The organism is Novacetimonas sp. GS1 (assembly GCF_036686925.1).
GTDB classification, from domain to species: domain Bacteria; phylum Pseudomonadota; class Alphaproteobacteria; order Acetobacterales; family Acetobacteraceae; genus Novacetimonas; species Novacetimonas hansenii.
Genome location: NZ_VSZP01000001.1, coordinates 132,065 through 157,117 on the forward strand (window position 1 = coordinate 132,065; position 25,053 = coordinate 157,117).

At 63.7% G+C, this 25,053-nt stretch carries 13 protein-coding genes, 1 tRNA gene and 1 pseudogene; 10 read left to right on the forward strand and 5 right to left on the reverse strand.

Annotated elements, in window-relative coordinates:
* Positions 1-243: 243 nt before the first annotated feature.
* From FYB92_RS00750 to FYB92_RS00775, 6 genes are all read left to right on the forward strand, one after another.
* Entirely contained in the window at positions 244-759 is a 516-nt protein-coding gene (locus FYB92_RS00750) for a hypothetical protein (protein ID WP_332828028.1), read from the forward strand.
* Between the two features lie 77 nt (positions 760-836).
* Positions 837-3,092, forward strand: a complete 2,256-nt coding sequence (locus FYB92_RS00755; protein ID WP_247066862.1) for a peptidase domain-containing ABC transporter — start codon at positions 837-839, stop codon at positions 3,090-3,092.
* Positions 3,089-4,579, forward strand: coding sequence for an HlyD family type I secretion periplasmic adaptor subunit (locus FYB92_RS00760; protein WP_062808486.1), 1,491 nt, complete (start codon positions 3,089-3,091; stop codon positions 4,577-4,579). Before FYB92_RS00755 ends, FYB92_RS00760 begins: the two co-directional genes overlap by 4 nt.
* 12 nt (positions 4,580-4,591) lie before the next feature.
* Complete coding sequence (locus FYB92_RS00765; protein WP_332828029.1) at positions 4,592-9,610, forward strand: glycosyltransferase; 5,019 nt, start codon at positions 4,592-4,594, stop codon at positions 9,608-9,610.
* Positions 9,611-9,752: 142 nt separating this feature from the next.
* Positions 9,753-11,072, forward strand: a complete 1,320-nt coding sequence (locus tag FYB92_RS00770; RefSeq protein ID WP_332828030.1) for a hypothetical protein — start codon at positions 9,753-9,755, stop codon at positions 11,070-11,072.
* A 77-nt stretch (positions 11,073-11,149) separates the two neighbouring features.
* Positions 11,150-12,466, forward strand: a complete 1,317-nt coding sequence (locus tag FYB92_RS00775; protein ID WP_332828031.1) for a glycosyltransferase family 4 protein — start codon at positions 11,150-11,152, stop codon at positions 12,464-12,466.
* 72 nt (positions 12,467-12,538) lie between these two features.
* On the opposite strand, the gene ppa is transcribed toward FYB92_RS00775, so the two are convergent.
* A complete protein-coding gene (gene ppa / locus FYB92_RS00780) occupies positions 12,539-13,066 on the reverse strand; it encodes an inorganic diphosphatase (RefSeq protein WP_003617200.1) in 528 nt (175 codons plus the stop codon).
* A 270-nt stretch (positions 13,067-13,336) separates the two neighbouring features.
* Here ppa and FYB92_RS00785 point away from each other — a divergent pair.
* Positions 13,337-13,410 (forward strand) — tRNA-Ile (locus FYB92_RS00785).
* Between the two features lie 97 nt (positions 13,411-13,507).
* A complete protein-coding gene (gene ettA, locus FYB92_RS00790; RefSeq protein WP_003617198.1) occupies positions 13,508-15,187 on the forward strand; it encodes an energy-dependent translational throttle protein EttA in 1,680 nt (559 codons plus the stop codon).
* A 328-nt stretch (positions 15,188-15,515) separates the two neighbouring features.
* On the opposite strand, the gene FYB92_RS00795 is transcribed toward ettA, so the two are convergent.
* Positions 15,516-15,896: a BA14K family protein gene (locus tag FYB92_RS00795; RefSeq protein ID WP_332828032.1), complete on the reverse strand. Its 381-nt coding sequence runs from the start codon at positions 15,894-15,896 to the stop codon at positions 15,516-15,518.
* 2 nt (positions 15,897-15,898) lie between these two features.
* Positions 15,899-17,360 (reverse strand): annotated as a pseudogene (gene xseA / locus FYB92_RS00800) (exodeoxyribonuclease VII large subunit).
* Positions 17,361-17,424: 64 nt separating this feature from the next.
* On the opposite strand from xseA, the gene purD reads away from it, so the two are divergent.
* Complete coding sequence (purD, locus tag FYB92_RS00805) at positions 17,425-18,711, forward strand: phosphoribosylamine--glycine ligase (protein WP_003617193.1); 1,287 nt, start codon at positions 17,425-17,427, stop codon at positions 18,709-18,711.
* 106 nt (positions 18,712-18,817) lie between these two features.
* Positions 18,818-20,203 carry an MFS transporter gene (locus FYB92_RS00810; RefSeq protein WP_003617190.1) on the forward strand — a complete coding sequence of 462 codons (1,386 nt, stop codon included), beginning with the start codon at positions 18,818-18,820 and terminating at the stop codon, positions 20,201-20,203.
* 413 nt (positions 20,204-20,616) lie between these two features.
* On the opposite strand, the gene FYB92_RS00815 is transcribed toward FYB92_RS00810, so the two are convergent.
* Together FYB92_RS00815 and FYB92_RS00820 are read right to left on the reverse strand one after the other, a co-directional pair.
* Complete coding sequence (locus FYB92_RS00815; protein ID WP_040511304.1) at positions 20,617-21,960, reverse strand: nucleobase:cation symporter-2 family protein; 1,344 nt, start codon at positions 21,958-21,960, stop codon at positions 20,617-20,619.
* A gap of 288 nt (positions 21,961-22,248) precedes the next feature.
* Positions 22,249-24,693, reverse strand: a complete 2,445-nt coding sequence (locus FYB92_RS00820) for a TonB-dependent receptor (RefSeq protein ID WP_408902385.1) — start codon at positions 24,691-24,693, stop codon at positions 22,249-22,251.
* Between the last annotated feature and the right edge of the window lie 360 nt (positions 24,694-25,053).

Below are 25,053 nucleotides of genomic sequence, written 5' to 3' on the forward strand. Positions count from 1 at the left end.
TATGCGCAAAAGATGTTACCGCGCCGCGAACGGGGCCGCATGGAGGATGAATTGCAAACGGTATCGCAAACATACCGGTCCACGCCCACTTATTCCCTCACTCCCGCATGCCTGTCCAGTTCGGGCATGCGGGAGTGACGCACTTCGCGCCGCACCCCCGCCCGCCTGCGACGTTCCGGCCAGATGCCGGGCGGCACACAGGGTGGGCGCCGGGCCATACGATATCACATAAGGATACCCGTCATGCACACCATCGCGCCACGCCCCGATATGGACGTACATGATGCGCATGGAGCACATGACGGACGCATCCGCCTTGAACTGCATGCCACCACCGCCGCCCTTCCCCCACCTGATGCCCATACCGTACTCGTGCGCGTCGGGCCTGTGCCCCACGCGGTGCCGCCCCACGCGATGCCCCTGGCGACGTTGACGACGGATGGACAGGCGGCGGACGGACAGGCGCCGGACCGACAGATGGCGGACGGGTGGGCGGCGGTGGAAATCCTGCCCACGCCCTCGCCCACCGCGTTCGGGCATGGGGCGGGATGTGGGTGCTGTCTCGGGCGCGGCGGAATCGGCACGCTGCTGGGCGCATTGTTCCGCAGGCGCGCGACAGGTGGGATCACATGGTTCACGCGCGTGGTGGTCATCGCCGACGCCGCCTTCGTGCCCGCGCTGCGTCGCGACGTCACGACCGACGTCGTTGTCCGCGCGCGTTATCGCGTGGTTGACGCCACGGATATCGAAAATGCCTAGGCGTTAAGAAACATTTTGCTTTCTGGACCTAGTTTGCAGGCTTCATCTGGCCAAAGTCTTGCAAGCAGGGGATCGCCGTGGGCTATCTGGACCCGAAGACAGATCCCGCCCTTCCCCCACCGGAAGATGACCCCCACGCACCCGTCACGGTACGGTTGCAGGCGGTGGTTCGGGCGGCGAAATTTCATGGTATCGACCTGGAGGTCCGCGATTACCGGGCGGAACCGGGCGAGGAGGTTCCCTCCGTCGCGTCCCTTGCCCGCTGGCTGGAAGAAAACGGCCTGAGCGCACGCGGGATGCACATGCCGTGGGCCACATTGGTCCAGATGCGCGACATCCCGCCCATCGTGCTGATGTTCACCGACGGTTCGGCGGGGCTGATGGTTGGCGCGGATGCCGGTGACGGCGTCGTCTGGCTGGTGGACCCGTTCGCCCCGGACGGCAGCGCACCTGTGGCGGTGGACGAACTGCGCATGCACCAGGCATGGACAGGCGACGTCCTGCTGGTGCGTGCGCGCAGCGAGACGCGCCAGTCCGAACCCCCGATCGACGCCGCATGGCTGGCGCGCATGGTGATGGGCGAACGTTCCCTGCTGCGCAATATCATCCTGGCCTCCATGGTCATCAGCATCCTTGCGATCTTCCCGCCGCTGATCGTCATGCAGGTGATCGACCGGGTTGTGAACTACCACTCCATGGCGACGCTGATTTCCATCAGCGGGCTTGTGATCGTCATGAGCTTCTATGAAACCCTGCTGACCTACGGGCGGCGGGAACTGACGCTGGTGATCAGTACGCGCCTTGATACCAAAATCTCGCTCACGGTCTTCGACAGGCTGCTGGCGCTGCCTCTGGAATTTTTCGAACGTGCGCAGGCGGGCAACATCATCGGGCGCGTGTCCGCCATCTACAAGGTGCGTCAGTTCATGACGGGGCGGCTGCTGTCCACCTTCCTTGACCTTTTCACACTGGTGGTGATCCTGCCGCTGCTGTTCTGGCTCAGCGCGACGCTGGCATGGATGACGATCGCCGCCGCCGGCGCAATCGGGCTGGTGGTCGTCATCGGCATGGCCCCGATGGGCCGGTTGGTGGGACGGCAGGTCAACGCGGAAATGGCGCGCAACGCCGTCATGTATGAAACCGTCTCGGGCATCCGCACCATCAAGACGCTGGCGCTGGAACCAAGCCGTCGCCACCTGTGGGACGAACGCACCGCCGATGTCGTGCGCACCTCGCTGGCGTCGGGGCGGATGGGCAACTGGATCAACATGATGGTCATGCCGCTCGACCTGTTCATCAATCGCGGCATCATCCTGATCGGGGCTTATCTGGCCATCAGCTCCACCTCCACCGGGCTGGAAGCCGGGGCGCTGATGGCCTTCAGCATGCTTGGCGGCCGGGTCGCGGCCCCCCTGGTGGGGCTGGCGCGCCTGATCGACGATCTCAACGATGTCCGCGCCTCCCTGGGCGAGGCGGGATCGGTGCTGAACCGCCCCACCGAGACGCAGGCCCTGACCACCGGCATGCGCCCGCCCATCCACGGGGCGCTGTCTTTTTCCGATGTCTGCTTCACCTATCCCGGCGCATCCACACCCGCGCTGTCGGATGTGACATTCAATGTCCCGGCGGGGACCATGCTGGGACTGGTGGGACGCAGCGGGTCGGGCAAATCCACGATCACGCGCCTGCTGCAGGGCGTCAGCCGGTCCTATACCGGCTATCTCCGGCTTGACGGGATCGACCTGCGTGAAATCAACCTGACCTACCTGCGTCGGTCGTGTGGGGTGGTGTTGCAGGACAACTTCCTGTTCCGTGGCACCATCCGCGACAATATCGTCGCCGGCCGGCCCGGCCTGACGATGGAGGCCGTGGTCCGCGCGGCCCGCCTTGCAGGGGCGGAAGAGTTCATCGAACGCATGCCCGCAGGGTATGAGACATGGATCGAGGAAGGGTCCACCAACATCTCCGGCGGGCAGCGCCAGCGCCTTGCCATCGCGCGGGCGGTGATTTCAGACCCGCGCCTGATGATCCTGGATGAGGCGACATCCGCCCTTGACCCCGAAAGCGAGGCCCTGGTCAACGCGAACCTGCAACGCCTGGCGCATGGGCGCACGATGGTCATCGTCTCCCACCGGCTGTCATCGCTGATGGAATGTGACCAGATCTGCGTGATGGATCAGGGCAAGGTGGTCGATATCGCCCCGCATTCGGTCCTGCTCCGGCGATGCGAGATCTATCGCACCCTGTGGCAGCAGCAGAACCGGCACCAGTCGTCCCCCCCGGCTGCATCGGGCGAAGACATGCTGCCCGACCTTCATGAGCCCGAAGAATGAGCGAGCGCGACATGACCCCCCATGATGCCAGCGCCCCGGATGGCGGCACACACGGCGCGACAGGTGCCGATACCGGCCGCAGGCTCGCCCGCCTGCTCCCCCGTGCCGACAACGACACGACACCGGCGATGCCGCCAGGCCTGCTGGAGTTCTATTCCCCCAGCGCGGCGCTGATCGACATGCCGCCACAGGATGCGGCGCTGTATATCATCTGGGTGATCGGGGGGCTTGCCATTGCGGGCCTGCTGGTGATGACGTTCCTGCCGCTGGATCGCGTGGTCATGACCAACGGGCGGCTGGTCGCGGCGGATGGCACCCTTGTGGTGCAGCCACTGGAAACGTCGATCATCCGTTCGATCGACGTGCATGAGGGGGATATTGTCCACAAGGGCGACGTACTGGCGCAGCTTGATCCCACCATCAGCGATGCCGACGTGGAAAACATGCGCAAGCAGGCCGCGTCCTATCGCGCGGAAGTGGCGCGCCTGACGGCGGAGGCGGCGGGCCACGATTACGCCCCGGACATGTCCGACCCGGCCTCGATACAGGAAGCGGCGGATTTCATGCGCCGCAGGTCCGAATATTCGGCCAAGGTGGCCAATTACGACCGCCAGATCGTCGGGCTGCAAAGCGACCTTCAGGGATATGAGGCCAGCACGGCGATGTATGCCGCGCGCGCGAAGGTGGCAAGCGATGTGCGCGACATGCGCGTACGCCTGCAACACGAACAGGTCGGCAGCCGCCTGTCCACCCTTGCCTCGCAGGACAGCCTGATGGAGGTCGTGCGTTCACAGATCACCGCCCGCCACGACGCGGATGCCACACGCGCGCGCCTGGACGCGATGAAGGCGCAGCGCGATGGCTATATCGGCAACTGGCAGGCCACGATCTATCAGGATCTCAGCGTCGCGCAGCATCACCTTGCCGATGCGGACAGCAGCTATCGCAAGGCGATGCTGCACCATACGCTGGTGCAGATGCGCGCGGAAAAAGATGCCGTGGTACTCAGCATCGCGCGCCTGTCCACCGGATCGGTGCTGCAGGCGGCATCACCGCTGATGACGCTTGTGCCGGTCGACGGACGGCTGGAGGTGGAATCGGTGATGCGGGGGCTGGATGTCGGCTATGTCCGGCCCGGCGACAGGGCGTTGCTGAAATTCTCTGCCTTCCCGTATACGCAATATGGTGGGGCGGACGCGACGGTGCGCGTCATCAGCGCGGACTCCTTTGTCGGGGGGGGCAACAGTGCGGGCGGCATGACGGCGCAGGAGGGTGGCGCCCCGGATGTGACGGGCGACCCACAATCGGCCTATTACCGCGTGCGGCTGGCGATCGACCGTTATACCCTGCATGGCGTTCCACCCTTCTTCCGCCCACAGCCCGGCATGCCGGTGGAGGCAGATATCCATGTCGGGCGACGCACCATCATGCAGTACCTGCTGAACAAGCTGGTGCCTGCGATGACTGACGGCATGCGCGAACCCTGATTTGCCGGCACCATGAAAATCACGCGCGTTTTCGACCGTTTCTTTGCAGGTATCGCACCAAAGGCCGCCTATGAGCACGCCTGCCGCCTGCTTGAAGGGGGGGAAGCGGCACGCGGGTTCGCCCTGCTGGGCCAGATGGCGCGCGAGGGGATGCCACAGGCGCAGTATCGCGTGGCGCAAGCCTATCTCGACGGGACCGGCACGCCGCTGAGTGTTCCCGAGGGCGCGCGGTGGCTGCTGCGCGGGGCGCAGGCGGGACATGCGGAGTCATGTTTTACGTTCGGCATGCTGCTGCTGCTGGACATCCCGCGCACGGATCAGGCGCAGACGCTGCTGCCTGGTGGGGAGGCAATGCCTGTCCCTGAGCACGACCCGGTGGAAGCCACGCGATGGATCGGCCGCGCGGCGGAAATGGGGCTGCCTGATGCGCAGGCGCTGTATGGTCACCTGCTGGCGAACGGGCCACAGGAAGTACGCGACATCGCGGCGGCGGAACGCTGGAGCACCCTCGCGGCCGAAGCCGGATGCGTGCAGGGATATCTGGGGCTGGGCCTTGCGCGGTTGCAGGCGGATGCAGCAACGGCGATGGACGCCCTGCAAAGGGCGGCGGCAGGAGGGCTGGGCAGTGCGTGTTACGTGCTGGGCCTGCTGCATGAAACCGGGCGCGGGGGAAAGGTGGACCTTGGGGCGGCGGCGGAACTGTACCAGCAGGCCGCCGAACAGGATATCCGTCCCGCCTGCGCGCGTTATGGCATGGCGCTGCTGCGCGGGCGGGGGGTGGCGCGTGATGTCCTGCACGCGGAAACATGGTTGCGCCGCGCGGCCCTGCATGGCGACCGGGAGGCGGCAATCGTCGTGGGGGACCTGCATGCGCGCGGCATCGCCGAAATGGCCAGCGACCATGAGGCGGTTGCATGGTACCGGCGCGCGGCGGAGGGGGGACGCGCCGACGGGTGCCGCATGATGGCGATGATGTGCATGTCCGGCCGGGGCCTGCCCATGCCCGACCCACGCGCGGCGGCCCACTGGCTGCGCCGTGCGGTCGCATGTGGGGACGACGCGGCGACGGCGGACCTTGCCGCCATACTCGACAACATGGCGGACCAGCCCGCGCGCCACACACCATCCGGCAGGGACGGCGAGGCCGACGGGGATGAACACCGCACGCTGACGGACGGGTTCGCACGGGCGGCGGCGCGGGGTGATCCGGTCGCGGCCTTCAATTACGCCAAATGCCTTCTTGAAGGGTTCGGCCACGCCCCCGATCCCATCCACGCGGCGCAATGGATGCGCCAGGCGGCACAGGCAGGGGTGGTCAATGCGCAGTACTGGTACGGACGCATGCTGCTGGGTGGGCAGGGCGTAACGGCAGACACGGTGGCGGGCCGCCACTGGATCGAACAGGCCGCACGCAGCGGCATGGCGGAAGCACAGGCCGTGGCGGCACAGATGCGCGTGACGGGACAGGGTGGCCCCCGTGACCATGCCGGTGCGCTGGCGCTGTATTACGAAGCTGCGCGACAGGGGCTGGCCGATGCCATGTTTTCGCTGGGGGCGATGTATGGTGGCGGGCATGACGTCCCCCCCGACCGCGCGCAGGCACAGCACTGGTTCGCCGAAGCCGCAAAAAGGGGCAACCCGCTGGCGCAACTGATGCTGGGGCGCTACTTCGCCCGGGGGCTGGCGGGCACGACCGACCTGGCGCGCGCGCGCATATGGCTGCGCCGCGCGCAGGCACAGGGCGTGACGCAGGCGACACGGGAACTGGCGCGCCTGTCCGTTGCCTGCGTGCCCGACATTGCCCCCGACATTTCGCATGGCGCCGCACATGCCCCCACCATTGACGCCGCAAATAACGCCGCAAATGACGCCATAACGCCTGATACCATACGCACCCCCCCCCCACGGCCATGCCGGGGGAAGCCGCACGCAAGCAGGCATCGGGGGATGCACGTGCCACGCGATAATGCTGCGCCCCTGCCACCGGGGGACGCCCCCAGGGGGAAAAGTTCGGGGGAAAGTCCCCCCCACGACTCTTTCACCGGTGGGGATGCCCACGCCGCCATGCGCCATGCGCAATCACTGATCGCACGGGGGGAGGACGCCATGGCCGGGCCATGGCTGGAACGGGCGTGGCGTCTGGCGCCGCAGGATGCGGATATTGCATTCGCACTGGCGGTGGGCCGGATGGGCATGGGCGATCATGCGGGTGTCGTACGCCTGTTGCACCCCCTGATGCGCCGACATGACTTCCGCGAGGGGTGGACCCTGCTGGCGCTGGCGCATATCGCCCTTGCACAATGGGCGGATGCCCGCACGATCGTCGCCCATGTTCTGTCACGCCATGGGTTCGATGATGCCATCGGGGGCTGCGCCACACGGGTCTGCACCGCGCTGGACCTGCCGGGATGGATCGGCATGACCGGCGACGGGACCGTGCATTGGGGCGGCCTGCCCGCAGGCGTGGCCCCACACATGAAGACCGGGGATATCGAGGTCAGGGCCGACATGCGGGTTCCGCGTGATGGCCATGGATCGGCCACATCGTACGCCCTGCCCGACCGGGCCGCGCGGGCTGCGACGATGACGGCCACGGCCCCCCATGGGCGCGACCTGCTGGGCAGCCCGCTACACCCCGCCGCCATCCGCCGTATCGTCGGGGCGGTCAGGCTTGACCGGGGTGGAATCCGGGGATGGGCATGGCACCCGGCAGACCCGGCGCATACGCCGCGCATCCTGATACGCGACGCCCATGGCGCGACACTTGTCCCCCCACACGACGCCACACAGGCCACGCCCCCCTGCCCCGGCCTGCCGCCACTGGCACGGCCACGCGCGTTCCACATTACACGCAACGCCCTGCCCGCCACCGGCTGCGTGCATGTGCAGACCCCCGGCGGATGCGACCTGCCCGGCAGCCCGATCCTGCTTGGCCCCCTGCCCACCCCACGGCGCGCGGGAACGACGCAGGCAGGCGCACGGCGTCGCGACATGCCATCACGCAATGGGCGGGTGCATGTCATCATTCCCGCGCATGGCAACCGCGACCTGACACTGGCCTGTATCGACAGTGTCCTGCACGCCCGCCCGCAATCCGCCAGTGGCCTTGTGATGTCTGTCATCGTTGTGGATGATGCCACACCGGACCCCACGCTGGCCGCAGACCTTGACCGTCTTGGGACAACCGGTGCGATCACGCTGCTGCGCCATGCAACCAACAGGGGATTTCCCCATGCCGTCAATACGGGGCTGGCGCATGCGGGGGGGGATGATGTCGTCCTCCTCAACAGCGATGCCCTGGTTGCGCCGGGCTGGCTGGAGGAACTGGCGATCGTGGCATATGGGCGGCCCGACACCGGCACCGTCACCCCCTTTTCCAACGATGCCAGCATCCTGACATGGCCCGACCCGCACGCCGATACCGGCGATATCCCGCCCCCCGATGCACGACAGGTGCATATGCTGATGGATGCCGCACGCACCGCCAATGCGGGACGGGCGGTGGATATCCCCACCGCACATGGTTTTTGCATGTTTATCCGCCATGACTGTCTGGACGCGACCGGCCCGTTACGGACCGAGCTGTTCGCGCAGGGATATGGAGAAGAAAACGATTTCTGCATGCGGGCCACACGGCTGGGCTGGCGTCATGTCGCGGCCCCCGGCGCGTTTGTCGGGCATGTGGGCGGCGCATCGTTCGGAATGGCGCGCCATACGCTGATGCAACGCAACCTGTGGGTAATCAACCGCCTTTACCCCGGATATGACGCCCTGATCCGCGATCATGTGACGCGCGACCCGCTGGCCCCCGCGCGACGGCGCATGGGGGTGGTGCTATGGCGGCGCATGTCACGCGCGCAGGGGTTTTCGCGTGCCGTGGTGCTGGCCACCCATTCCATGCGCGGCGGGGTGGACCGTGTCATCACCGAACGCGCACGCATGTGGCGGGCACGGGGCATACGTCCGCTGATCCTGCGTCCCGCCAATGAAAGCTCCCCCCATGACACCCCAGGCTTCTGCATTGAGGAAGATTGCGACGGGACGCAGGGGCTGAAAATGCCGGTGCTGACATTCCGCTGGCCAATGGAACGCGATGCCCTGCTGGCCTTCCTGCGGACAGAGGGCGTGCGCGCCGTGGAATGGCACCATGCGCTGGGCCATGGGCCGCGCCTGCGTGAACTGTGCATGGCGCTTGGCGTCCCCTATGAAATGTATGTGCATGATTATGCGCGACTGTGCCCGCGCATCGCCATGGTCGGGCCGTCGGGCCGTTACTGCGGGGAACCCGACATCGACGGCTGCACCCGCTGCGTGACGGCACTGGGCAGCCTGCTTGACCCCGATGGAGGGGAACACGAAGGGGACGGCGGCATCGTGGCCCTGCGCACCCGTTTCGGGCACGACATGGCGCATGCACGGCAGGTCATCGTGCCATCGCATGATGTCGCGCGCCGACTGGCGCGGCATTTCCCGGCGCAGGCCGTACATGTCCGCCCGCCTGAAGACGACCGCCCCACGCTTTCACTCCCCGAACTGGTGGCGGCCACCCCCGTGCCGCAGGATATGCACACCATCGCCGCACACCCACGCACGGGCCGGGTACGTGTCCTTGTGGCGGGCGCGATCGGGATGGAAAAAGGATATGACATCCTGCGTGACGCGGCGCGCGATGCACACGCGCATGGCCTGCCGGTGGAATATGTCGTTGCTGGATACACCGCCGACGACGCGCAACTGCTGGCGACGGGCCATGTCTTCATCACCGGACGTTATGGCGATGCCGAGGCCCTGTCCCTTGTCCGCGCGCAACAGGCGGATATCGGGTTCGTCCCCTCCGTCTGTCCTGAAACATGGTGCTTTACGCTGGGGCTGCTGTGGCGGGCGGGGCTGCCCTGCGTATCGTTCGATATCGGGGCGGTGGCTGAACGCATCCGCGCAACCCGGCGCGGGACCACCGTGCCGCTGTCGATGGGCGTTCACCAATTGAACATGTTTTTCATGTCTTATGGGCCGCGCACCCTGCCGCCCTGACCGGCAGGGCATGCCCGACCATGACACGCGATACAGCCAACGGGGGAAATCCGGCCTTGATCCGTAATCCGGCCCATGCCCGGCCTTTGACATGTCCTGTGCAGCCCACCCGCGCACATTCCCGCCAGCCGGACGCCCCCGCATGACCGGGCGGCCTGACCGAATCCTCAATGTCGGGGTCTCCGCGCAACTGATGCTGCTGGAACCCGGGACGTTCTGCATCTTTCACGCCCCCGTCGCCCGCCCGCCCGGGATGGGGGGGCTTGGCGGCCTGCCGGGGGTGCGCGTGACCCCTTCACCCACGGACCCGGATGGTGCGATCACGATCCGTGGCCTTGATGATGACGGGTGGCTTGGCCTCGATCGTGGTGCGGCGCTGGTGCGGGTGGACAACCGGCCCACATGGATACTGGTCACGACCTATCACGATCCCGCCCATGACGACGTGCGGCCCAATCTGCAGGTTGCCCGGCTTTATACCCCCACGACACCAGCCGCCGCGGCGGCGCCATTCGCCGCTCCGGCGACCGCGATGCAACAGGCTGCCCCCCGGCCCGCGACCGCCCCCCCCATCGCCGCACCCCAAACCGGTGGCAGCGGCATCGTCGCCCATATCCAGCGGCGCGGGGATGTGCATGTCACATGTGACGAATGGATGGGAACGGTCGGTGGCCATGCGTGGATCGAGGGTTTCTCCATCCTGCCCGACGATCCCGTCACACCGGGTCAGATCGAATACCAGGCCGTACTCGGACAGGGATGGTTCTCCCCCTGGGTGGAAGGGGGCACCTATTGCGGCAGCCGTGGCATGGCGCTGCCCCTGCTGGGACTGCGCGTGCGCCTGACAGGCAAGGCCGCGGAACAGTTCATATGCCGCGTCAGCGCCACCTTTATCGATGGCAGCCATATCGGACCGGTGGAGGATATCGCCGTCATGTCCGACGATCTGTCGCCACTCGAAGCGTTCAGGATCGAAATCACCCCGCGCACGGCACAGGACGACATGACGGGGGGCATCATGCCGGAAAATGCCGACATGGCGGCCGATATGGCGCATGATACGCAGGTACTCGACCTGCTTGATGAGGTATCAGCGGCACAAGCAGCACCTGCGGCAACACGCACACGACGCGGCCGCCGCCCCGCGCGCAGGGATATGGCGGGGGAACAGGCTCCCTCCGCCATTGCTGCGGCCACCGCCCCACGCGCAGGCACAACGCGTGGCACCAAGAAAAGCCCGGCGAAAGTAAAGGCGAAAACCGCATCCAGGGCGCGCACGCAGGCCATGGATGCACAGGCCGTGAATACACAGGCCAAGGACACACAGGTCAGGGACACGCAGGTCGATGCCACGGACATACTGCCCAGGGATATCCATCCCGGTCGCGGTCGCAAGGCGCCGGGTTCGCGGGTGGCGCTGCTCAAGGCACGCAAGAAGGCCGCAACCCGGCGCCGGACCTGACGCATCATGCCATCACCATGCCCACACCTGCCCCGGCCCGGCCGCGCGCCATGGGCGGGCACAGGGGGGCGTGACAGGTGAAATACCTGTTCGTCCACCAGAACTTCCCCGGACAGTTCCTGCACCTCCTGCGCCATCTCCATGCGCAGGGGGGCAATGAACTTGTTTTCATAAGCGAGACCGGGCAGGGCATGATTCCCGGGGTCAGGCGGGTGGGATACCGCATGCCCCCACCGGCAAAGGTGGGCGGGCCACCCCCCGTGGGTGAAATCGCCCATGCCATGCAACGCGCCGCACAGGTGGCGCAGGCGGCGCGCACGCTGCGTGACCTTGGCTTCGTCCCCGATATCATCATTGGCCATCATGGCTGGGGCGAACTGCTGGACCTTGGCGATGTATATCCCGGTGTGCCGATGCTGGGATATTATGAATTCTTCTATCATCCATCGGGGCTGGATGTCGGCTTTGACCCCGAATTCCCCTTCCCCGCGGCGTCGGCGCCCATGGTGCGTGCGCGCAACACCCTCAACCTGCAGGCACTGGCACAGCCGGGATGGGGCCATTGCCCCACACGCTTCCAACGCGACACCTATCCCGACTGGGCACGCCCACGCATTACGCTGCTGCATGAAGGGGTGGACCTGACGCAGTGCCGTCCCGACCCACGCGCCGCGACCCGTCCCTTCGCACTGGAGGATGTCCGCATCTCCCCCCGCGAAAAACTTGTGACCTATGTCGCGCGCGACCTTGAACCCTATCGCGGTTTCCATGTCTTCATGCGTGCGCTGCCGCGCATCCTGCGCGCACGGACGGATGTGCGGGTGATCGTGGTGGGGGGTGATGGCGTCAGTTACGGCACCCCGCCGCCCCAGGGGTGCTGGCGTGAGCGGATGCTGTCGGAACTGGGCGCATGGATCGACCCTGCGCGGGTACATTTCGTCGGCAGGCTGCCCTATGACCGTTTCATTGGCCTGCTGCAACGCTCCGACGCGCATGTCTATCTGACATATCCGTTCGTGGTGTCATGGTCCCTGCGGGAGGCGATGGCCTGCGGATGCGCCATCGTCGGCAGCGACACCCCACCCGTGCGGGAATTCCTACAGGACGCCAGGACCGCGCGTCTGGTACCATTCCTGGAGCCAGGGCGCATCGCGGATGGTGTCCTTGAACTTCTGGAGGATCAGACGCTGTCACGGCGACTGCGGGGCAGGGTCCGTGCGGAAGCTGTCCGCACGCTGGACATGGGCGATTACATGGCCCGTTACATGGCGTTGATTGAGCGCCTGACGGGGCACAAGGCCCCGGCACACAAGGCTGAGGCACAAAAAACTGCGGCACACAAGGCCCAGACACGCAGGACCCCGACACGCAAGGCACGCGCCGTGGTGGCCTGACCCCCACGCACACGCAACCTGACGCAACCACGGGGGCGGTGGGACCGACCGGCCCGCCACCCCGTAATGGCATTATTTCTTGGTGACAGCCTTGATGGAATCCAGGATCGCCTTGCCGGCTTCTTCCTTGTCGGCCCAGCCGGACACCTTCACCCACTTGCCCTTTTCAAGGTCCTTGTAGCGCGTGAAGAAATGCTCGATCTCCTTCAGGGTGATCTCGGGCAGGTCTTCAAGCTTCTCGACCTTGGAATAGTACGGATGCACCTTGTCGTGGGGGACGCAGATGATCTTTTCGTCCTGGCCGCTTTCATCTTCCATCTTCAGCATGCCGATGGGACGCGCACGCACCACACAACCCGGCACCACGGCAGCCGGCAGCAGCACCAGCGCATCGGTCGGGTCGCCATCAGCCGCCAGCGTGTTGGGGATGAACCCATACGCCGCGGGATAGACCATGGGCGTGAACAGGATACGGTCAACGACGACCGCGCCGCTGTCCTTGTCGATTTCGTACTTCACGCCCGATCCCTGCGGGATCTCGATGACCACGTTGATGTCGTTGGGCACGTCCTTGCCCGGGGAAATCTTGGATACGTCCACTTTATGGCTCCTGCCATGCAAAGGGTTATTCTGTCGCTTTCGAATTCACACGCCTGATCCTGCGGGGCAACACCCCGCCATCACGCGTGTCCTGTCCATGCCCGATACAGTCAATCGCGCCCCACGGACATGAGCCAGATCATGGACGTTACACGTATGTCATCTTTGCCGTGAGGGGGGTGTCGGTGAAAAAAGATCTAAATTCGGCATTCCCGGGCCCTATCGCATCTTGCAAAAAGCGCGCACATGCGCGAATCAAGGCCTGCCTGCGCGCCCGTAGCTCAATTGGTTAGAGCGGGCCGCTCATAACGGCTTGGTTGCGGGTTCAAGTCCTGCCGGGCGCAGGCCCATGTTGCACGAACGCGGCCCTTCGCCGTAGGGGCCTTCAACCATGTTCCTTGCACATTCCTATATCCTTCAGCTTTCGGGAGCCTGACCGTCATGGCCGCCACGCAATATGTCTATGTGATGAAGGACCTGACCAAGGCGTATCCGGGTGGGCGCGAGGTCTTCAAGGGGATCACCCTGTCGTTCCTGCCCGGCGTCAAGATCGGTGTCCTTGGTGTCAACGGCGCGGGCAAGTCCACCTTGCTGAAAATCATGGCCGGCATCGAAAAGGAATTCGGTGGCGAGGCCTGGGCCGCCGAAGGTGCGACCATCGGCTACCTCGAACAGGAGCCCAAGCTCGACGAGAGCCTGACCGTGGGCGAGAACGTCGCCCTTGGCTTCGGGAAGCTGAAAAAGGCTGTGGACCGCTTCAACGAAATTTCGATGAAGTTCGCCGAACCCATGTCCGACGAAGAGATGAACACCCTGCTTGCCGAACAGGCGGAACTACAGGAAGTCATCGATGCGGGCGACGGATGGGAACTCGACCGCAAGCTGGAGATCGCGCTCGACGCGCTGCGCTGCCCCCCGGCTGACAGCCCGGTGGAGAAGCTGTCCGGTGGTGAACGCCGCCGCGTGGCGCTGTGCCGCCTGCTGCTTGAAAAGCCTGACCTGCTGCTGCTTGACGAACCGACCAACCATCTTGATGCCGAAAGCGTCTCCTGGCTGGAAAAGACCCTGCGCGATTACGAAGGCACCGTCATGGTCATCACCCATGACCGGTACTTCCTTGATAACGTGACGAACTGGATCCTTGAACTTGAACGTGGCCGTGGTTTCCCGTTCGAGGGCAACTACTCCTCGTGGCTGACGCAAAAGCGCAAGCGCCTTGCACAGGAAGAAAAAGAGGAAAGCGCACGCCAGCGCGCCCTTGCGGCAGAGCAGGAATGGATCGGCTCCTCCCCCAAGGCGCGTCAGGCCAAGAGCAAGTCGCGTATCGCACGTTACGAGGAAATGTTGGCCCAGAGCGGGGAAAAGGCGACCGGTGTTGCCGACATCGTCATCCCGCCCGGCCCGCGCCTTGGCAGCACGGTGATCGAGGCCGAAGACCTGCGCAAGGGCTTTGGCAACCGCCTGCTGATCGACGACCTTAACTTCAAGCTGCCGCCCGGTGGCATCGTTGGCGTGATCGGGCCGAACGGCGCGGGCAAGTCCACGCTGTTCAAGATGATCATGGGCCTTGAAAAGCCCGACAGTGGCGAACTGAAGATCGGTGATACCGTCAAACTGGGCTATGTGGACCAGTCACGCTTCAGCCTTGATGACAACAAGACCGTGTGGGAAGAAATCTCCGGCGGGACGGATGTCATCTATCTTGGCAAGCGCGCGGTGCCGTCACGCGCCTATGTCGGGGCCTTCAACTTCAAGGGACCGGACCAGCAGAAAAAGGTTGGCGTCCTGTCGGGTGGTGAACGCAACCGCGTCCACCTTGCCAAGATGCTGCGTCAGGAAAGCAACGTCATCCTGCTTGACGAACCGACCAATGACCTTGACGTCGATACGCTGCGCGCCCTCGAAGACGCACTGGCGGAGTTCGCGGGCTGTGCGGTGATCATCAGCCATGACCGCTGGTTCCTTGACCGTCTTGCAACGCATATCCTTGCGTTCGAGGGCGACAGCCACGTCGAATGGTTCGAAGGCAACTTCCAGGCCTATGAAGAAGACAAACGCCGTCGCCTCGGGCCGGATGCAACCGAACCGGGCCGCATCAAGTACCGTCCGATCGAACGCTGATTACGGAGCACGCGCGCTGTCCCCATGTTACGGGATGGGGCGCGTGGGGCGGTTTTCATGGGGTTTTGCCCCATAAGAGACTGTTTAAAAATTCAGGCTCGATAACATACTGAAATTATAAAGGTTTTTGGTGAAGCTTTTTCCAAAAAGCTTCAGAAGACGCCGCCTTTTTAAAAAAAGGCGGCACCCAAAAACTTTTCCTGTTTTTTATCAATGATTTGTTTTCAAACACTCTCCCAGCAGATCAGGGGCAGGAAGCGCGCTTCCTGCCATGGCCTGCCTGCCATGGCGGCCCCATACGCGTGGCAATGACGGGTGGGGCTACGCCCTATCGGCACACATGGCGGTTACCATCCGCCCCGATATAGGTGCCCGTCTGGGGATCAAAACACGCATTCGCGGCGCAACTGCTGCGTGCGGGGGTGATGTCAGGGTGGATTGTCGCCCCGATGGCGTTGGCCTCCCGCGCGGCATGACCGCACAGCGGCGTATCTGCAGGGGCGGAAGGGTCGTTCACCAGCACAGGTTCCGCAGCCCCCGTCGCGGCAACCGCAGGCGGTGGCAGGGCCACAGGTGTCGCACGCTGGTGTGGCGCACAGGCCGACAGACCCGATGCCATCCCCACCAGCACTGCCACTGCCACTGTCACACGCGACATCACGCGCCGTTCCATATTCACACCATGCCTTGCCACTGTTTTTTCCTTCATTGTTACAGGTCCAGCCGCCCCTGTTCGCTGTGGGCCGCACGTTCGACCCGCGCCGCCACGTCCCCATCGGCAAAGGTCATGATGACCTGCGCGCCCGCTTTCACCTCCGCGGCAAGTGTCAGCGGATGGCCCGCGCGGTCCTGCACCAGCACATAGCCACGTTCCAGCACCGCACGCGGCGACAGCGATTCCAGACGCCCGCCCTCCCCCTGCACACGTGCGCGCCGTTCACGCAGCAACGCCAGCAGGGCGGGGGCCGAAGGACGCAGCGCCGTCACCCGGCCCCGGCGGTCGCGCAGATATTGCGGCCCCCCCACGCGCCAGTGCCGCCGACGCCAGCGTCAGGCCGGAACGTTTCAGCGCAATGATGGTGCCGGGCGTGGGCAAGCGGTCACATGCCGCCTGCAAGCGCGCGCGACGACGTTCCAGCAGTGCGGGCAACGCCATGTCGAGGCGATACCCACGGTCGTCAAGCCGTATGCGCGCGGTTTCCAGCAATGATGGCAGGTCAGGCAGCCCCGCCGCCGCCCGCCCCAGTCGCGCCCGCCCAAGCTGCAGCACACGCCCCAGCCCGTTCGACAGCCGCGCCATGCGGTGGGCAAGGTCCGCCTCCAGCTCCGCACGCACGGGCACCGCCATTTCCGCCGCCGCCGTGGGGGTGGGTGCGCGGCGATCTGACACAAAATCAATCAGGGTCGTATCCGTCTCGTGCCCCACGGCGGAAATGACCGGGATCGTGCAGGCCGCCACCGCACGCAGCACGGATTCGTCATTGAAGGCCATCAGATCCTCCAGCGAACCACCACCACGCGCCACGATCAGCACATCGGGCCGCGCAATCCCCGTGCGCCCGTCGATCCGGTCAAACCCCGCCACCGCTTCGGCAATGCGTTCGGCCGCGCCCTCGCCCTGCACCGGGACAGGCCAGACCAGCAGGTCACGCGGAAAACGCCGGGCCACCGTGGTGCGGATGTCATGCAGCACCGCCCCCTGTGCCGAAGTCACGACCCCTATGACACGTGGCAGGAACGGAATCCGCTGCTTGCGCTCCGCATCGAACACGCCTTCCTGCGCAAGGCGCAGGCGCAGCTTCTCGATCCGGGCCAGCAATGCGCCCTCCCCCGCATATTCCAGACGGTCAATCACCATCTGGTAGGAAGAACGCTCGCCATAAGAGGAAATCTTGCCCGTGGCGATGACCTCCACGCCATTTTCAGGCTTCAGCCCAAGGCGGGAAACACTGCCGCGCCAGACGACGGAAGACAGCTTCCCTTTCTCATCCTTGAGGGAAAAATAAAGGTGACCGGATGAATATCGCTTGAATTCCGTAATTTCGCCGCGCACACGGATACGTCCAAACGTACCTTCAAGCGTGCTGCGGATCGCGCCCGAAATTTCGGATACGGAATATTCCGCGATATTCGTGGCGCCCGGCGCGCCGGATGGGAAGCTGGGTTCATGCATGACCCGAAGTTATGATAGAGACGCGCGTCCCGAAAGGGCGGATTGCAAACAGGAGAATTGATTCATGCGGGTGCTGCTGGTCGGATCGGGGGGGCGTGAACATGCCATGGCGGCGGCGATCGCGCGTTCGCCCCTGCTGGAGGCGCTGTTCATTGCACCGGGCAACCCCGGCACGGCCGCGCTGGGGACCAATTGCGCCATCCGCGCCGATGATGTGGCGGGCCTGATCAAACTTGCGCGCGATGAACGCATCGACCTTGTGGTGCCCGGACCGGAGGCCCCGCTGGTGGCGGGATTGGCCGATGCCTGCGCACAGGCCGGGATTGCCTGCGCCGGGCCATCGCGCGCGGCGGCGGAGCTTGAGGGCAGCAAGACCTTTACCAAGGAAATCTGTGACGCGGCGGCCATCCCCACCGCGCGCTGGGCACGGTTTGATACCGCGGCCGACGCACTGGCGCATGTGCGTGCCACCGGTGCACCGATCGTGGTCAAGGCCGATGGCCTGGCGGCGGGCAAGGGCGTGATCGTGGCCCAGAACGTGGAAGAAGCCGAAACCGCCATCAAAGACCTGATGACCGACGCCACAATGGGGGACGCCGGGCGCACGGTGGTGATCGAAGAATGCCTGGTGGGCGACGAGGTCTCGCTCTTTGCCTTCTGCGCGGGGGAACAGGCGGTACTGATCGGCGCGGCACAGGACCACAAGCGCATTGGCGATGGCGATACCGGCCCCAACACCGGCGGCATGGGCGCGGTTTCCCCCCCCGCAGGATTCGACCGCGCGCGACAGGAAGCGGCACTCGATACGATGGTGCGTCCCATGCTGCGCGAGATGGCGCGACGTGGCACACCGTTCCACGGCATCATCTTCGCCGGGCTTATGCTGACACCGCAGGGTGAGAAACTGATCGAATATAATGTCCGCCTTGGCGACCCGGAGGCGCAGGCCCTTCTGATCCGGCTGCAAAGCGATCTGCTCGCCGCGCTTGCCGCCGTGGCGAAGGGCGATCTTGCAGGCACGGATATCCGCTTTTCGGGACAGGCCTCCATCAGCGTGGTGATGGCCGCACGCGGCTATCCCGGCAGGCCAGTGACCGGCGGCGTGATCGCGGGCATCGACGATGCACAAGACCTGCCCGGTGTGCAGGTGTTCCAGGCGGGCACAAAGCTTGATGCCGATCATCACCTGGTCGCGGCGGGTGGCCGCGTGCTTGCAGTCTGCGCCACAGGCGACACGCTGGCACAGGCCCGCACCCGGGCCTATGCCGGGGTGGGTGCGATCCGTTGGGACGATGCCATCTGGCGTCACGATATCGGCATGCGCGCGCTGGAGCACACCGCACGCGACTGAACATTGCCCCCCGGCCCGCATTCCACACGGGCCTGCGACGGGGATGTCCCCCCGCCCCCCACGCACGTTCCGGCCCGCCGGACACCGCGCAAGACAGCGACATGCCATGCCCCGCGACACCAAGATACTGACCGAAGGAGAGGGCCTGCACGGTGCGGCCCGGATACAGGCGATGTGTGCGGTCGCACTGTCGGTCCTGCTGGCGCTGCTGGATTACGCGATCGCCAACGTCGCGCTGCCGACCATCGGGGGGGACCTGCATGTTTCCGCCGCGTCGGCGGTATGGATCATCAATTCCTACCAGCTCGCCAGTGTCATCGCCCTTCTGCCCACGGCGGCACTGGGCGCGCGGATCGGGTTCGGACGCCTGTGCCAGATCGGGCTGGTGTTGTTCATCGTCTCCTCCCTGTTCTGCGGGCTGTCGCATTCGCTGCTGGCGCTGTCGCTGGCGCGCGCGGTGCAGGGTGTGGGCGGGGCATGTATCATGAGCGTCAGCATCGCGCTGATCCGCTTCATCTATCCCCATGCGATCATCGGGCGCGGCATCGCGCTCAATGGCGTGATGGTCGCACTTGGCGTGGGGGCGGGGCCAACGGTGGCATCCATCATCCTGTCGGTCGCCACATGGCCGTGGCTGTTTTTCATCAACATCCCGCTGGGCCTTGCGGCCCTGGTGCTGGCGCTGATGTCCCTGCCACGCACGCCGCTGCAACATGGCGCATTCGACGGGCTCAGTGCGCTGCTCAATGCGTTCGCGTTTGGCGCGCTCATCATGGCAGGCGATTCCATCGCACACCATGCCAGCAGCCTGCAGGTCTATGCCTTCGCGATAACCGGCATCGTATCGGGCTGGCTTCTGGTGCGGCGGCAGAAGGGACGCGCCCACCCGATGTTCCCGATCGACATGTTGCAGGTCGCGGCATTCCGCACCGGGGCCTGCATCGGGTTCCTCGCTTTCGTGTCGTCCAACCTGTTCATGGTGTCCTTTCCCTTCACATTGCAGAACCTGTTCCATGCACCGCCATCGGTGGTCGGGCTGCTGATGACGCCGTGGCCGGTGGGAATCATGCTTGTCGCGCCGGTCATCAGCCGACTGAGCGACCGGGTCCCGGCCACGATCCTGTCGTCGGTGGGGCTGTTCACTACGTCGATGGGATTCCTTGCCCTTTATCTGCTCCCTGCGGAGCCACACTGGTATGACATCGTATGGCGCGTCGGGCTGGCGGGAATGGGGTTTGGCATATTCCAACCCCCCAACAACCGTATCATGATGGTCACAGCCCCCGCCGGACGATCCGGCAGTGCAAGTGGAATGGTCCAGGTTTCGCGCCAGTGCGGACAGGCGACGGGCGCGATGCTTGTGGCGATGACGTTCGGGCTGATCGCCATGCGGCCGTCGATACGCTGCCTGGAATTCGCATCCGTCATCGCCTTTCTTGGCATGCTGCTCAGCGCATCACGGCTGTTTTCGGGCGGTCGGGAACAGGCCTGACCAACCGGCGGGGAACCGGCCCTCCTGCAAGGCTGCCTGGGCATAAACCCTGTCGGCCCCTTAAAATTTTCTGGTGAAGATCGTTTGAAAACAGGACGTCGATAAGAAATTAAAAATTCCTGCCGTTAGCGTGTCTTTTGAATATTCACCAAAAGCTTTGACCACCCCGGCGGGTCACGGCCCCCCGCTTTTCAAACAGCCAATTATTTAAGGGGCTGCTTGAAATAGTCAGGCTTAATAACATCCTGAAATCATAAAGGTTTTTGGTGAAGCTTTTTCCAAAAAGCTTCAGAAGACGCCGCCTTTTTAAAAAAAGGCAGCACCCAAAAACTTTTCTTATTTTTATCAATGATTTGTTTTCAAACACTCCCTCAGCCAAAGGGACAAAGCCGCGCTTTTACAATCCTTTGGGGTCAGGGCACCTGCCGCGCGGTGTCGGGATGGAGTTCCTCCTCCAGCGTGGGGATCTTCTCTCCGATCAGCAGGTTAAGCACCACGGCCGAACACACGCACAAAAACACCCCGTTACCAAGAAACAGCCGTGCCATCCCGCTGACATGCGCCAACAGGATGGGACATGACATCGGCAACATGCCCAACCCCATGGAAACCGCCGCAATCATGCCATTGCGCGTGCCCTCGAAACGGACATGCAACAGTTCGCGGATACCCCCCACCGCCGTCATCCCGAACATCACCAGCGCACATCCCCCCAGTACCGGCGCGGGCATGGCCGCGATCACCGCGCCAAGTTTCGGGAACAGGCCCAGCACGATCAGCACCACCCCCGCCGCCGCGACGACAAAGCGGCTGCGGATGTTGGTCATCGCGATCAGGCCGGTATTCTGCGTAAACGCGTTATAGGGAAAGCTGTTGAACAGGCCCCCCAGCATGGTGGACAGGCCATCCGCACGGAACGCCGCGATCAGCGTTTCCTCGTCCATGGGGCGTTCGGTAATGCGCCCCACAGCAATACAGTTGCCCGTCGTTTCCGCAAGGATCACCAGCATCGTCAGCGTCATGATCAGCACCGGCACCACATGAAAGGTCGGCACGCCAAAGGCCATGGGCATGCTGAGCGCGAACCACGGTGCATCATGCACGGCCTGAAAATGACCCATGCCACAAGCCAGCGCAATGATGCTGCCGATAATCAGGCCAAGCAGCACGCTGATATTGGAGATAAAACCCGATCCCGCGGCATAGACCGCCAGCGTGACCGCCATTGTCACGCCCCCCAGAACAAGGTTCGGGGACGTACCGAACGCCGCATCCGATGGCGTCCCCCCCCCCAGCCATACGCCTGCCACCGGAATCAGTGTCAGGCCGATGACCGTCAACAAACAACCCGTCGCAACGGGTGGGATAAACCGCATCAGCCGCCCCAGCGCCGGGGCCAGCACCAACGTGCAGCCCCCCGCCCCGATGATCGCGCCAAAGATGGCGCTGTTTCCATACATCTTGCCAATCATCACCATGGGCGCCAGCGTCACGAACGACGCCCCCTGCACGATCGGCAGGCGGGAGCCAATCTTCCCGATCCCCACGGCCTGGATGATCGTGGCGATCCCTGCTGTCATCAAACCGGAATTGATCAGGGTAATCGTCTGCCCCATGTCCAGACCCAGTGTCGCGGCAAGGATGAGGGGCACGGCCACGGTGCCCGAATACATCACAAGCGCATGCTGCAGCCCGAACGTAAACAGCATGCCAAGCGGGGGGACTTCATCAATCGGGTGGGGTCTGCTGTGCTGCATGGTGGTCGTTGCCTTCGGCATCACGATTAAAAGGCCGTTCCAAAACAGCCAGCGGATGCAAAGAAAAGGTTCGGGGGCATAAATTCCAAAAAATACTTAAATATTAAGACTCTTTTGGAAATAATACCTTCCATGAACCTTTCATGATGAACGGTATGTTTCATGGGCCATGCCCGTGCGCGGCCCGATGCGTGATGACCCGTTCATCACGCATGTTCCACCCCGCAACGGACAGGACAATACGAACAGCCTGCCGCATCCTTGCGTCAACGCGACGGGCCATCGCCCTCAGAACGCGGTGGAGATCGTGCCGGTCATGGTGAAGCGCGGTTCCACCATGAAGGAGTTGCCATTCGCGCTGCGTCCACCACTTGCGCCGTAATAGACGTTATATCCCCCCTGATTGCCCGCGGAATAAATCGCCCCCATCGCCCCGGTGCGCACGACCGATCCCGTCAGGTTGGTGAAGTTCAGGCGGAAGGTTGGCGATTTGGCATACAGGAACGGCTTGAAACGATACCCAAGCGATAGCGTATCGGTGACATAGCCGGGAATGCGTTCACTGTTATCAAGCGCCACCGACTGCGGGCCGGTGTAATGGACGCTCGCATTGGCGAAGAAGCCCTTGTATTTATAGGTCAGGCCGAAATTGGCCATGACATGCGGCGCCATGATGGCCTGCTGGCCCTTGGCACGGATCAGGTTTCCATTGCCATCCGTCACGTTGGAATCCTGCGTCGCATGCAGATATTCGAACGAGGCATACGGGCTGAACCCGTAATATGACCGGCCCGCCACCATAACGTCAAAGCCACGCATGGTCTGGTTCCCGCCCTCGATCGGGGCATACTGGTTCGCACCGATATAGGTGTCGAGAATGCGGTTCGTCACGTTGTAGTTGAACAGCGCAAGATCAACCATCACGTATTTGTCGTGATAGCGATAGCCCAGCTCTTCCTTGATGGAATACTGGTTCTTGAGCATTTTCGTTCCCGGCGTGGTCCAGCCAAGGTCAACAGCGCTTGGCTCACGGTAATCACCTTCGGCGTTCACATAGATCTGGTGATGATCATTGAACTGATATCCGATCGAAAGCTGCGGCAGGGGTTCAGTCGTGTTGGTCCCGCTACGCGCGCCGGTATAGTTGGAACTGTGATTCATCCACTGCTTGTTCCACGCATTGGACATCACGAATTTGAAGCCCGCATGGATCGTCAGCCGGTCATTGAAATATTTTGCCGTGTCCTGCACGAACAGCGAATGCAGTTCATATCCTGCGGTCTGCCCAAATACCGCGTTGCTGTTGATCTGGTACTGTGCCCAGTTGGGGCTGGGGTTCGCGCCATTGGCCATCGTGGCGCTGAGCGGATAGGACTGGATGGTCTGGGCATTTTCATACCAGTACCCGACCGAGAAATGGTTATGCGTGTCGATCTGGTAATTCAGCTTTGCCACCGCACCGACCTGACGCACTTCGTTTTGAAGGAAGTAATTGGTCAGGTTCTGGTTTGTCGCAAGCTGCCCGTTGTTATAATAGGCCACCGACGACCCGAACAGCGTATTGTACGACCCGTCGGACGCCGTCGTCCCGCCAGGGGAACCATCCCATCCCTGCCCAAAGCTGAAATAAGGTTGCAGGTCAAGGGAGAAGCGTGACGGCAGCACCACATGCACAGGTGCGGTCAGGAAGATCTGGTTCCAGTGATCGTTATTGTTCTTCCAGTAATTATCGCTGGAAGGATCGGAATTACGGCCATATCCGACGCCAGTATGTTTGTAGTTATAGAATGCCGTGGCATCAGGATAGGAATCGATTGTGAAATCCTCGGCATTCCATGACAGGAACAGCCGCGCCGTCGATCCGTTTTTCCAATCCTTTTGCAACCCGAAATCAATATGCCTGCGCTGGTTGATACCCGATCCCATCCATGATCGCGCGTGCGAGTTGGAGAATGAAAAGAAGCTGCGTACGCCCGTATTGCCGATATCCCCGGATTCAAGGCGGATGAATTCGCGTGACAGGTTGTTCGTGCCATACGAAAAATCCGTCATGCCCCCGAATTTGTGCGATGCCGTGTGGGAACGTTCGTTCATGACACCGCCCGCCGCCGACATGACCGGCAGATCGGTGCCCGCGCTGCCTGGCGTGACCTCGACACTTTCAAGGTTTTCGGAATCAATGTTTTCCGCCAGATATTTCGCAGCCGCCGCCGGTGCGCCATCAAGCATCAGCCCCATATCGAGGTCCGTCAGGCCACGCACCTGAATCTGCCCCCCTTCCATACCCGATGAATCCGGGGTCGTGACATTCAGGCTGGGCAGGTTTTTCACCAGATCCAGTCCCGTACTGGTGGGACTGCGCATCTCGATATACTGCTTGCCCACCGTCTGGACCGCATGGGGCGCGGTTTCCAGACGCATCATCCCGCCACCACCATCACGGGCGTCCCGGGCGCGCGAAACATGGATGACCTCTGGCGTCTCAGGGATGGCCGTCGCGGGAATGACCGTCGCGGGATGCGCCGATGTTCCCTGCGCGGCGGCCGGCCGTGCTGCTGCCCCCCGATGCGTGACACGATGTGCCGCCGCGGGTGCGGACGTTGCCGCAAGCGCCCGATCCATGGTCCCCGCAAGCGCCAGCCCCGCCCCCGCAAGACATGAAACCGCACATAGCCGTGCGCGCAGGCCCATTGCATATTTTCCCATGATACCCCCATCCCCTGTCGTGCGCATGCGTGACGATCCGCCAGTCATCACGATGCATTCCCGTACCGGGACGCATATCCCCGGTTGCATGGCACGCGCAGGTCAACGGCTGACAGCATGGTCGCAGATGGCAGGGCAGTGCATTTCAGCGTGATGTTCATCCGTCCCCCCGAACATTGTTACTCTTCCGATCCGGCATAACAGGACTGCACCTCCCCCGAGGGCATCCACCCAGATCCCCATCCCACAGGCATTCCCCTTCTCCATGCGACCGCGCCGCATGGCCATCGCGCCATACGCGATCATGGAAAAGGGTCAGATGCCAGCAGGCGTCTTGTTGACCTAAAGGAAATAAGATGACGGGGGAAAGGCCAAAAAAAGCAACAG